This is a genomic window from Shewanella sp. SP2S2-6 (assembly GCF_031931965.1).
GTDB lineage: Bacteria > Pseudomonadota > Gammaproteobacteria > Enterobacterales > Shewanellaceae > Shewanella > Shewanella baltica.
The window spans coordinates 142055-154193 of sequence record NZ_JAUOEQ010000001.1; the positions used below are offsets into that span (position 1 = coordinate 142055).

At 47.2% G+C, this 12139-nt stretch carries 11 protein-coding genes; 3 read left to right on the forward strand and 8 right to left on the reverse strand.

Going from position 1 to position 12139, the window contains the following annotated elements:
- Positions 1-22: 22 nt before the first annotated feature.
- The 8 genes from rseP to rpsB form a co-directional block, all read right to left on the reverse strand.
- Positions 23-1393, reverse strand: coding sequence for a sigma E protease regulator RseP (gene rseP, locus Q4Q57_RS00605; RefSeq protein ID WP_311889255.1), 1371 nt, complete (start codon positions 1391-1393; stop codon positions 23-25).
- A 39-nt stretch (positions 1394-1432) separates the two neighbouring features.
- On the reverse strand, positions 1433-2623 hold the full coding sequence (gene ispC / locus Q4Q57_RS00610) for a 1-deoxy-D-xylulose-5-phosphate reductoisomerase (RefSeq protein ID WP_311889256.1): 1191 nt from the start codon (positions 2621-2623) through the stop codon (positions 1433-1435).
- Positions 2624-2627: 4 nt separating this feature from the next.
- On the reverse strand, positions 2628-3485 hold the full coding sequence (locus Q4Q57_RS00615; protein ID WP_311889257.1) for a phosphatidate cytidylyltransferase: 858 nt from the start codon (positions 3483-3485) through the stop codon (positions 2628-2630).
- Between the two features lie 20 nt (positions 3486-3505).
- Positions 3506-4333, reverse strand: coding sequence for a polyprenyl diphosphate synthase (gene uppS, locus Q4Q57_RS00620; protein ID WP_106650023.1), 828 nt, complete (start codon positions 4331-4333; stop codon positions 3506-3508).
- A gap of 82 nt (positions 4334-4415) precedes the next feature.
- A complete protein-coding gene (frr, locus tag Q4Q57_RS00625; RefSeq protein ID WP_106650022.1) occupies positions 4416-4973 on the reverse strand; it encodes a ribosome recycling factor in 558 nt (185 codons plus the stop codon).
- 21 nt (positions 4974-4994) lie between these two features.
- The gene (pyrH, locus tag Q4Q57_RS00630) at positions 4995-5732 is read right to left on the reverse strand and encodes a UMP kinase (protein ID WP_106650021.1); all 738 of its coding nucleotides are present in this window, start codon (positions 5730-5732) and stop codon (positions 4995-4997) included.
- A gap of 68 nt (positions 5733-5800) precedes the next feature.
- Positions 5801-6652, reverse strand: coding sequence for a translation elongation factor Ts (gene tsf / locus Q4Q57_RS00635; protein WP_106650020.1), 852 nt, complete (start codon positions 6650-6652; stop codon positions 5801-5803).
- Positions 6653-6772: 120 nt separating this feature from the next.
- Entirely contained in the window at positions 6773-7501 is a 729-nt protein-coding gene (gene rpsB, locus Q4Q57_RS00640; protein WP_037458301.1) for a 30S ribosomal protein S2, read from the reverse strand.
- Between the two features lie 283 nt (positions 7502-7784).
- Here rpsB and map point away from each other — a divergent pair, with 283 nt between their 5' ends.
- From map to dapD, 3 genes are read left to right on the forward strand one after another with little or no spacing between them, the layout of a single operon-like run.
- Positions 7785-8615, forward strand: a complete 831-nt coding sequence (gene map / locus Q4Q57_RS00645; protein WP_311889481.1) for a type I methionyl aminopeptidase — start codon at positions 7785-7787, stop codon at positions 8613-8615.
- 33 nt (positions 8616-8648) lie between these two features.
- Positions 8649-11234 carry a bifunctional uridylyltransferase/uridylyl-removing protein GlnD gene (glnD, locus tag Q4Q57_RS00650; RefSeq protein ID WP_311889259.1) on the forward strand — a complete coding sequence of 862 codons (2586 nt, stop codon included), beginning with the start codon at positions 8649-8651 and terminating at the stop codon, positions 11232-11234.
- 21 nt (positions 11235-11255) lie between these two features.
- On the forward strand, positions 11256-12080 hold the full coding sequence (dapD, locus tag Q4Q57_RS00655) for a 2,3,4,5-tetrahydropyridine-2,6-dicarboxylate N-succinyltransferase (RefSeq protein ID WP_106650017.1): 825 nt from the start codon (positions 11256-11258) through the stop codon (positions 12078-12080).
- The last annotated feature ends 59 nt before the right edge of the window (positions 12081-12139 follow it).

A 12139-nucleotide genomic window follows, 5' to 3' on the forward strand; every position in this document is an offset into this window, starting at 1 on the left:
CTAATTATTAGTCTGTCCTTGCTCAGAGTCGGGCAAAATCATTGAAAAGCGCAATGCTCATCAACATCAGCAGTATTGCTGCCCCAAATCTGAATCCTATTTCCTGCACCTTTTCAGGTACAGGTTTACCAGTTATTACTTCAATAAAGTAATACAGCAGGTGTCCCCCATCGAGCACAGGTAAAGGCAACAAGTTAATGATGCCTAAATTAACGCTGATGAGCGCGAGGAACCCGAGAAAATAGACCAGACCATAGTTTGCACTACTGCCCGCACCCTGTGCGATCGAGATGGGTCCACTCAGGTTTTTCACCGACACATCGCCGGTAAATAATTTGCCAATCATCTTAAAGCTCACAGCAACAAGTTGCCATGTTTTATCCGCTGCGATGCCGAAAGAATCGATTGGTCCATATTCAAGTTGTAAACGCATATTGTCTGGCCATGGCGCTTGGGTTGGGCTCACCCCCAGCATACCTATCTCTTGGCCATCGGCGTTTTTACTGCTTAACGGTGTCACTGCCACGTTAAACTGCTCGCCATTGCGACGCACAGTTAAGCTCACAGGCACATTGGCAGAATGTTGAATAATGTCAACAAAAGCCTGCCAATCGGTATAATTTTTACCATTTATCGCCACTAAGGTATCGCCAACTTTTAGTTCGCTCTTGGCAGCGGCGCTGTCAGGGCTAATAGCAGCAATAGTCGGGACGATTTCGGGTCGATATATTCCTAAACCTAAGGTGGTAATCGGTGATTCTTTTTCAGGATCAAAATGCCAATTGCGGGTATCTAAGGTATAAGAGCGCGCGCTGGAATCTAGGCCCTGCAAACCGCTCAATGGCGTCAGCGATACACTTAGGCTTTCATCGCCTATGTGGCCCACTAAGGCTAAATTCACTTCTTCCCAGTTACGCACAGCCTGGCCGGAAATGGCCGTTATTTGCATGGGCTCAGTGACCTGGATTTGCGCGGCAGCAGTTCCAGGTGTTGTCGATGTGATCACAGGTTTCAGTGACGGCACACCAATCAGATACATAAAATACAGGGCAACGATGGCAAAAATAAAATTCGCAATCGGGCCAGCAGCCACAATCGCAATGCGTTGCCAAACGGTTTTACGATTGAATGCTTGATCTTTTAATGCTTCAGGGACGTCTTCGACGCGCTCATCGAGCATTTTGACATAGCCACCGAGTGGGATCATGGCTAACACGTATTCAGTGCCGTCTTTACCGACACGACGCCAAATCGCCTTACCGAAACCAATGGAGAAACGTTCGACTTTGACACCACAACGGCGTGCGACATAGAAATGGCCGTATTCGTGGGCGGTGATTAACAGGCCCAGTGCAACGATGAAAGAACCTAAGTTCCATAAAAAATCTAACATCCCACTCCTTACGTCATTGATTTAATCACTCAGCCATTGCTAAGCGATGCTTGCTAAGGTCTCACGCGCATAGACGCGGGTTTGCGCATCTAAGGCTAAAATATCTTCTATGCTGCCCATAGGACGTTTAGGCACAGTCACTAAACAAGCTTCGTTCACTTTTGCGATTTGAGTAAAGCCAATTTGTCCCTGTAAAAACGCTTCAACGGCCATCTCATTGGCAGCATTTAACACAGTTGTCGCCTCTTGGCCTTGGGCACACGCGTCCATTGCCAGAGCTAAACAGGGGAAACGTTCAAAATCAGGTTCATAAAAGCTTAACTGTCCGACTTTGAAAAAATCTAAAGGTTCAACGCCAGAATGAATTCTTTGCGGATAAGCCATGCAATGGGCAATAGGCGTACGCATATCTGGGTTACCCATTTGGGCAATAACGGAACCATCACGGTACTGCACCATAGAGTGGATCACGCTTTGCGGATGGATAACCACCTTAAGTTGCTCAGCCTGAGTGTTAAACAACCAACGTGCCTCAATAAACTCTAAGCCCTTATTCATCATAGTGGCGGAGTCGACGGAGATTTTAGGTCCCATGGACCAATTAGGATGTTTACAGGCTTGGGCTGGCGTCATGGCGGCCAGTGTCGCAAGATCCGACCGCAGGAAAGGTCCGCCAGAACCGGTTAACAGAATATGGGAAATACCCGATGCCGCTAAGTCACAACGGCCAAGGTTGGCTTGCACTTCCTGGGGGAGACATTGGAAGATGGCATTATGCTCACTGTCCACAGGCAAGAGCACTGCGCCAGAGCGCTTAGTCGCCTCAATAAACAGCTCACCTGACATGACTAAGGCTTCTTTGTTGGCCAGTAATACCCGCTTACCCGCCTTCACGGCTTCAAGCGTCGGTACTAGCCCTGCAGCCCCAACAATCGCCGCCATCACAGTATCCACTTCAGCAGCGGTCACTAACCCGAGTAAATCATTCATGCCTGTGGTGACTTGGATATTGAGCGTCGCAGGTAAAACGGCACGCAACTGTTTTGCTGCCGCTTCATCCACCATATGCGCCACTTTCGGTCTATGCGCCAAACAAAGTGCAAGCATCTTATCAACACTCGCGTTGGCCACTAATCCATACACGCGATAAGCGAATGGATTAGCCGAGATCACACTTAAGGTACTGGCACCTATAGAGCCGGTAGCACCCAAAATCACCATATTTTGCATAGCGTTACATCCAGAATGCAATGTAGATCAGGGTAAACACCGGCAAGGCTGCGGTCAGGCTGTCGATGCGGTCGAGCACGCCGCCGTGACCTGGCAAAATGGTGCCAGAATCTTTAATACAGGCCGCACGCTTAAACATACTTTCAGATAAATCCCCCACTGCTGACACTAAGGCAACAAATAAGGTTACTACCACAACTAAGCCCAGTTCTTGCTCAGGCGAATAATACATCACAATCGCAACCACTATCATGGTGGTTGCTAAACCACCGAGTAGGCCTTCAAGCGTTTTCGCTGGGCTCACCGCGGGCATCAGTTTGGTTTTACCTATCGCCTTACCAACAAAGTAAGCGCCAGAATCGGCAGCCCACACAATCAACATCACCAATAATACCAATACTGGGCCAAAATAAGGCGAAGCTTGTGAACCAATAGATTTGAGCGCGATAAGAGCGACAAAGCAAGGGATTAAGGTTAACTGTCCAAACATGGACTTAAACATAGGATTTTTTTGCCAAAACTTAGCGCTTTTCGGATAAGTCACCACTAATAATAGTGAGGCTAACCACCAAAGTGCGCCAATATAGAGAATGGCTAAATAGATAGGGTGTAATTGATGGCTTAACCAAACCGCATCGATGGGCACAATCAGATTCAGTGCCACCAATAAAATACCGACCGTGCAAGTGAAACTCCACTGAGTCACATCACACTGATTATCGATAATTCTTCCCCATTCCTTTGCTGCAATGAGAAAGACGCCGACCAAAGCCCAAGCGAAGTAGCTGGCAGGGAGCAAGAATATCGCCCCCAAAACTAATGGAACTAACCAAATTGCTGTTATTATTCGTTGTTTTAGCAAAAAAAATCCCTCATGAGGTTTTACAATGCACGCATCTCATCAATCTGACTTCCAGTCAAACCAAAGCGGCGCTGGCGACTTGCAAAAATGGCAATCGCTTCATGAAAAGCCTGTTCATCGAAATCAGGCCAAAGGGTGTCGGTAAACACCAATTCTGCATAGGCCGCCTGCCACAGCACAAAATTGCTGATGCGACAGTCCCCGCCCGTGCGGATCATTAAATCAACTTCACTCTGATTTTGCATGCACAAATGTGCACTTAAGGCTTCTTCGGTGAACTGACTGCTGGTCATTTCGCCAGTTTCAACCTTTTCAGCTAATTTTTGGGCTGCTTGAAGTATGTCCCAACGGCCACCATAGTTAGCGGCGACATTCAAAACTAAGCCTGTATTGCCTGATGTCTTCTCTTGCGCGGCAGCAATTTGCTTCTGTAATCGCGCAGAAAAACGGCTGATATCGCCAATAATCTTCAGCTTAACTTGATTCTTGTGCAGCAATTTAATTTCACGCTGTAATACGGTAAAAAACAATTCCATCAGCAAGCTGACTTCTTTATCGGGTCTACGCCAATTCTCGCTAGAAAATGCAAATAACGTTAGCGATTCAATACCCAATTGGCTTGCCGTGCTTACGGCTCTTCTAACGGCCTTAACACCGGCCTTATGCCCCAACACTCGTGGCTTACCTTGGGTTTGTGCCCAACGCCCATTGCCATCCATAATAATGGCGACATGCTTAGGTAGCGACTGTTTCACGAGTTCGGGTAATTGTCCCGGCAAGGTCGTTTGAGTGTATAAATCACTCTCACTCGTCCTAGGGTGCGGATCAAGTTCCACTGTGGATGACATCTAATACAGCCCTTTAAAATAGACAAACGCCGTGTAGTATACCCCTACACGGCGCATCAACTCTAGCTTATCGAACTTGAGATTAGACTTCCATCAACTCAATTTCTTTGGCTGCTAAAATCTCATCAACCTTTTTAATGTGAGCATCGGTGAACTTTTGTACTTCTTCTTCGCTACGACGAACGTCATCTTCTGTACATTCTTTAGCTTTCTCAAGCTTTTTCACTTCAGAAATGGCATCACGACGTACGTTGCGGATAGCGATACGACCGTTTTCGGCTTCGTTACGCACCACTTTGATGAAGTCTTTACGACGCTCTTCCGTCAGCGCAGGTAATGGAATACGCAAGGTCGCGCCAGCAGACATAGGGTTCAGACCTAAATCTGAGCTCATAATGGCCTTTTCAACGGCTTGGATAGCACTACGATCGAATACAGTCACAGACAGAGTGCGTGAATCTTCAACGCCCACGTTTGCCACTTGGTTCAGTGGTGTCATAGTACCGTAGTAAGAAACCTGAATTGAATCAAGCAGGCTTGGGTGAGCACGACCGGTACGTACTTTCGCCATTTGGTTTTTAGTCGCTTCTACACATTTACCCATGCGTTCTTGCGCATCTTTCTTAATGTTCTCAATCACGTTAAATGTCCTTCTTGGTCATTAAATAACTTTTTTTGCTCTGATCAGCGTGCCTTCCTCTTCACCCATGATAACGCGGCGAAGAGCGCCAGGCTTGTTCATGTTGAAGACTAAAATAGGCATATCGTGATCACGCGCCAGAGTAAAGGCTGCTAAGTCCATTACTTTTAATTCTTTTTCCAGAATTTCCGCATAAGTGACTTCATCATACTTAACGGCGTCTGGGTTTTTCATTGGGTCTTCGGAGTATACACCGTCGACTTTCGTCCCTTTCAACACGACTTCAGCTTCAATTTCAATGCCGCGTAAACAGGCAGCAGAATCGGTCGTGCAGAATGGATTACCTGTACCGGCAGCAAAAATAACCACTCGGCCAGATTTTAGCAAGCTGATCGCTTCAGCCCAATTGTAATCGTCACACACACCCTTTAACGGGATAGCTGACATCAGACGGGCATTAACATAGGCACGGTGCAAGGCGTCGCGCATTGCCAAGCCGTTCATAACCGTTGCCAGCATACCCATGTGATCGCCCACCACACGGTTCATGCCAGCTTTTGCTAAGCCTTCACCGCGAAACAGATTGCCACCACCAATAACCACACCCACCTGAATACCCAGTTCAACCAGCTCTTTCACTTCCTGAGCCATGCGATCTAATACTTTAGGGTCGATGCCGAAGCCTTCGTCGCCCATCAGTGCTTCGCCACTTAATTTAAGAAGAATGCGTCTAAATGCGGGTTTTGGATTGGTGCTCATAATTTTTATCCTGGTTATAACAAGACCGCAGCGAATGCCACGGTCTTGGGGGTATTTAGCGTTGGCGATTAAGCCTTTTTAGAAGCAGCGATTTGAGCAGCAACTTCAGCTGCAAAATCTTCTTCTTTCTTCTCAATACCTTCACCAACTTCTAAACGAATGAAGTTAGTCACTGTAGCGCCTTTCTCTTTCAGAACTTCGCCAACAGTTTTCTTTGGTTCCATTATGTAAGCTTGGCCAGTCAGAGAAATCTCACCGGTGAACTTCTTCATACGACCCAGAACCATCTTCTCAGCGATCTCAGCAGATTTGCCTTCGTTCATAGAGATTTCGATTTGCAGTGCTTGCTCTCTTGCAACAAGATCAGCAGGCACATCTTCTGGATTAACGAATTCAGGCTTAGAAGCAGCAACGTGCATTGCGATATGCTTTAAGGTTTCTTCGTCAGCTTCACCGGCTACAACAACACCAATGCGCTCACCGTGACGGTATGAAGACAGGTTTGCACCATCGATGTACTCAACACGACGAATGTTGATGTTCTCACCGATTTTAGTTACCAGAGCAACACGTGCATCTTCGAACTGTGCTTTTAAATCTTCAAGTGTCACTTTAGATGCTGCAGCAACATCTAACACTGCGTTTGCGAAGCCTAAGAAGTTAGAATCTTTAGCAACGAAGTCAGTTTGACAGTTAACTTCTAACAGAGCAGCGAAACCTTCGCCATTCTTGATTAAAATAGTACCGTCAGCAGCGATGTTACCCGCTTTTTTAGCCGCTTTAGCAGCGCCAGACTTACGCATGTTGTCAATCGCTAACTCCATGTCGCCGTTAGCTTCTGTCAGAGCGTTTTTACAATCCATCATGCCTGCGCCAGTACGGTCGCGCAGTTCTTTAACTTGGGCAGCAGTAATTGCCATTGTTAAATCCTCTATAAAAAATCGACTAATTTGCAGATATAAAACAGGGGCCGAATGGCCCCTGTTAACCAATCAAAAATCTTGGTTAATAAGGGTGATGAAACTCATCCCGCCTTATTATTATTCGGCTTCTACGAAACCGTCTTGCTCAGCTTGAACAGCCAAATCTTGACCACGGCCAGCTTTAGCAGCAGCAGCAACAGAAGTAGTGTACAGGCGGATAGCACGCATAGCGTCGTCGTTACCAGGAACGATGTAGTTAACACCATCTGGCGCAGAGTTAGTATCAACAACTGCAACAACAGGGATACCCAGGTTGTTAGCTTCTTTAATAGCGATATGCTCATGGTCAGCACCGATGACGAATAATACGTCTGGCAGGCCGCCCATGTTTTTAATACCACCTAAAGATTTTTCCAGCTTTTCAAGCTCACGAGTACGCATCAGCGCTTCTTTCTTGGTCAGCTTGTCGAAAGTACCATCTACTGATTGGCTTTCCAGTTCTTTCAGACGTTTGATTGACTGACGAACGGTTTTCCAGTTAGTCAGCATACCGCCTAACCAGCGGTGATCAACATAGTACTGGTCACAAGACAGAGCAGCTTCTTTGATCGCTTCGCCAGCAGCACGTTTAGTACCAACGAATAATACTTTACCTTTCTTTGAAGCTACGTTGCTGATGAAAGCCAGCGCTTCATTGAACATTGGCACAGTATGCTCAAGATTGATGATGTGAACACCGTTGCGAGCACCGAAAATGAATGGCTTCATTTTTGGGTTCCAGTAACGGGTTTGGTGACCGAAGTGGACACCGGCCTGAAGCATATCGCGCATTGAAACTGTAGTCATTTCTATTACCTTAAAATTTAGGGGGTTAGACCTCCACGTATCCCATGTCTTCGACCCCGCAGTTAACAGCTGAGGGCACCCCGAAGAATGTGTCGACACGTGTGTGATTTAGTATTTAGACAAATAGCCATGTATAATGGCCGCCATCTTTAGTCTTGCAAGTATCTAAACAGAGCTAATGCTGGCTTAGGCAATTCATCAAGACTTAAACATAACGGCGCGCTTTATACCATAAATAGCCCTAAAGCACAAATTTTTGCATTAGGTTGCGTGGCCAACAGACATTAAAGACACAAGAGAAAACGCAATGAGTATAGTCATCAAGACAGCTGAAGAAATTGAAAAAATGCGTGCTGCGGGCAAACTCGCCGCACAGGTATTAGAGATGATCGCCCCGTATGTTAAGCCGGGCGTGACCACCAATGAACTCAATGATCTCTGCGCCAAATATACCGAAAAGCAAGGTGCGATTTCGGCGCCGCTTAACTACCATGGTTTTCCTAAGTCCATTTGTACTTCAGTAAACAATGTGATTTGCCACGGTATTCCGAACGATAACCCACCATTGAAAGAAGGCGATATTCTCAATATCGACATCACCGTGATTAAAGACGGCTATCACGGCGATACTTCGATGATGTTTTTAATTGGTGAAGTGAGCGCTAAGGACAAACGCCTGTGCCGCATCGCGCAAGAAAGCCTGTATTTAGCCATTCGCAAGGTGCGTCCAGGTTTAAAACTGGGTGAAATTGGCAATACTATCGAAAAATTCATCAAAGCGAGCAAAACAGGCCTTGAGAAATATTCCATCGTGCAAGATTATTGTGGCCACGGTATTGGCTCGGGTTTCCATGAAGAACCTCAGGTCATGCACTACCGTAACGGCGATAACACAGTATTACGCCCAGGCATGTGTTTCACCATTGAACCTATGATCAATGCCGGTCGCCACACGACCATACTCGATCGTGATGATAAGTGGACGGTGACCACCTCAGACGGAAAAAACTCTGCCCAGTGGGAACACACTCTTCTGGTAACAGAAAAAGGGGTTGAAGTACTGACTCTGCGTGAGGATGAAGATTTCCCGCGTATCATCAATCACGAGCGATAGGCCAAACTAACAAGCATAAAAACAAGGGACTCGATGAATACAGCTCTGCTCGCTAAACAATCATTAATCGAACAGAATCAGACTCTTTTAGCCCGTTTCAAGGCTAAAACCCCGATTGAAGAGCTCGTCACGCAGCGCTGTCAATTTGTCGATGCCCTTGTCAAGCAAGCTTGGGAACAGCACGGACTAAGGGTATACGATATTGCCCTGATTGCCGTAGGCGGCTATGGCCGTGGGGAGCTGCATCCCCACTCAGATGTCGACTTGCTGTTCCTGTTTAATGATATCTTGTCACCCGCCGCCGAAGCGGCACTCAGTCAGTTTATTGCCTTTCTGTGGGATGCTAATCTCGAAATCGGCCACAGTGTCCGTACGTTAAACGACACTATTACTCTCGGCCGTGAAGACATCACCATAGCCACTAACCTGTTAGAGGCACGACTGCTCGAAGGGCCCGAGTTTTTATTCGACCAACTTTACGATGCCATTCGTCAGAGTGACTTTTGGACCTCAAGCGACTTCTTTATCGCTAAGCGTGACGAACAAAATGCTCGCCATGCCAGAGCCAGTGCCTTCGATTTAGAACCCAATATCAAGAGTTGTCCCGGTGGCCTTAGGGATATTCAAACCATTGCTTGGGTGGCCATGCGTCACTTTGGCGCCGCTCGCCTCGAAGAATTAGTCCAATACGCCTTTTTAGAGCAAGGTGAATTAGAAGAATTGCTCGAATGTCAGCACTTTTTATGGAAGCTGCGCTTTGCCCTGCACATGGTGGTGGGGCGCGATGAAAATCGCTTACTCTTTGATGTACAACGCCAAGTTGCTGAACTTATGGGGTATGAAGACGCCACCCAGCTTGCTGTTGAGCAGATGATGAAACGCTACTATCGCACGGTACGCCGAGTGATGGAGCTGAACGAAATGTTGCTGCAGCTATTTAAACGGGCAACATTGGGGCACACAAAAGCCTTAGAAATTCAATCGATAGACAAACACTACCAGCGCCGTGGCACCTTTATTGAAGCGCTCAGCGATGATCTGTTCGATAGCGGCGAAGAAATTGTCCGGCTGTTTTTGTTGGTCGCTAAAAACTCCAACATCAAAGGCATTTACGCGCCAACACTGCGTTCACTGCGCCGTGCAAGGCGTGCTCAGCCGCAAGCGCTGCAAGAAAATCCGCTCTGTCGCCAAGCCTTTATGGAAATTCTGCGCCACCCTCGCGGCATTGTTGCCCTCTCGTTAATGCATAAACACGGTGTGTTATCGGCCTATTTACCCGCATGGCGAAATATTGAAGGCCAGATGCAGTTTGACCTATTCCACGCCTACACAGTCGATGAACATACTCACAGATTGCTGCTCAATATCGAACGATTCTCCCAGCCCGAACAAAAAGAAGAATTTCCCCTAGGCTCGATTCTCATCAACCAACTGCCGAAAAAGGGCTTACTGGTACTCGGTGCAATCTTTCACGATATTGCCAAAGGTCGCGGCGGCGATCACAGTAAATTGGGCTCAAGCGACGCCCTCGCCTTTTGTAAGCTGCACGGGTTAAACGATCACGATGGCCGTTTAGTCGCTTGGCTGGTCGAGAATCATCTGGTGATGTCTGTCACCGCCCAGCGCCGCGATATTTCCGACCCCGATGTGGTGGCCGATTTTGCTAATAAAGTCCGCGATGCCGTGCATTTAAGTTATCTGTACTGCTTAACCGTGGCCGATATCTGCGCCACCAACGAAAAAACCTGGAACAACTGGAAAGGCTCACTGCTGCGTGACTTGTACTTTTCGACCCAAAGGGTACTCGCCCGCGGTAAAGAAAAACCCGTCGACATTCGTGCCAGAGTACGTGAATACCAAGCCAAGGCGAAAAAAGAACTGCTGCGCCGTGGACTGAAAGAGAAAGATCTCGATACCCTGTGGCAACGTTTCAAGGCAGATTACTTTTTACGCCACCAGCCCAATCAAGTCGCGTGGCACGCCGAAGCGATTTTAAAGCATAAACAACAGGATGAGCCCTTAGTTTTAGTCTCAAAACACACCACCCGTGGTGGCACTGAGCTATTTGTCTATTGCCAAGACAGACCAAAGTTATTTGCAACTGTGATGGCGGTACTCGACAATAAAAATATCAACGTCCATGATGCCAACATCATGACCTCAAAAGATAATTATGCCCTCGATACCTTTGTGATCTTAGAACAAGATGGCGAGCCAGTGAGCCAGCTTTCACGCATCCAAAGTATCCGTAAGGCACTCGAAAAAGCCCTGTCGAGCGACAGCCCAAAACTGCCACGCTTTAGAAAACTGTCGCGCAAGATGAAACCTTTTAATGTTCCGACACAAGTGAGTTTCCTCGAAAGCAGTCGTCATGGTACAAGTATGATGGAGCTTATCGCCTTAGATTCGCCAGGATTACTGGCAAAAGTCGGGGATATCTTTTACCGTTGCAACACGACGTTACTCGCGGCCAAGATCACCACCATTGGTGAGCGAGCCGAAGACTTTTTTATGCTGCAAACCAACGATGGCCTGCAGCTTAACGAAACCCAAGAGAATACCCTCAGGGACGCTTTAATCAGTGCCTTGAGTGCAAAGAATATCGAATCAGTTAATTAACGAGACCAGTGGGAGAAGTAAATGGAGGCTTTACGCCAACGTATTGAGGCGGCTTTTGAAGCGCGCGCCGACATCACGCCAAGCACAGTTGACGCCAGCGTGCGTGACGATGTGCAACATGTCATCAATATGCTCGACAAAGGTGAAGTCCGTGTCGCCGAGAAAATCGACGGACAATGGCATGTACACCAATGGCTGAAAAAGGCGGTATTACTGTCCTTCCGTATTTTCGATAACGTGGTTATCGATGGCGCAGAAACCAAATACTTCGACAAAGTGCCGTTAAAATTTGCCGAGTATGATGAAGCCCGCTTCAAAGCGGAAGCGATTCGTGTGGTGCCTTCGGCCACAGTGCGTAAAGGCTCATTCATAGGTAAAAATACCGTGTTGATGCCATCCTATGTGAACTTAGGTGCTTATGTTGATGAAGGCACTATGGTTGACACTTGGGCAACCGTTGGCTCATGTGCCCAAATCGGTAAAAACGTGCATTTATCTGGCGGCGTAGGTATTGGTGGCGTACTTGAGCCATTGCAAGCGGGCCCAACCATCATCGAAGATAACTGCTTTATCGGTGCACGTTCTGAGATTGTTGAAGGCGTGGTAGTTGAAGAAGGCTCAGTGATTTCTATGGGCGTTTATATCGGCCAAAGCACTCGAATTTATGATCGCGAAACTGGCGAAGTGCATTACGGTCGTGTGCCAGCGGGTTCAGTCGTGGTTTCTGGCAACCTGCCGTCAGCCTGTGGCAAGTACAGCCTCTATGCCGCCATTATCGTTAAGAAAGTGGATGCAAAAACCCGCGGTAAAGTGGGTATCAACGAATTACTGCGTATTGTTGATTAACAGTATTCGTTCGATAACATGAGTTACGTAAAAAGATGCCCTCGGGCATCTTTTTTATT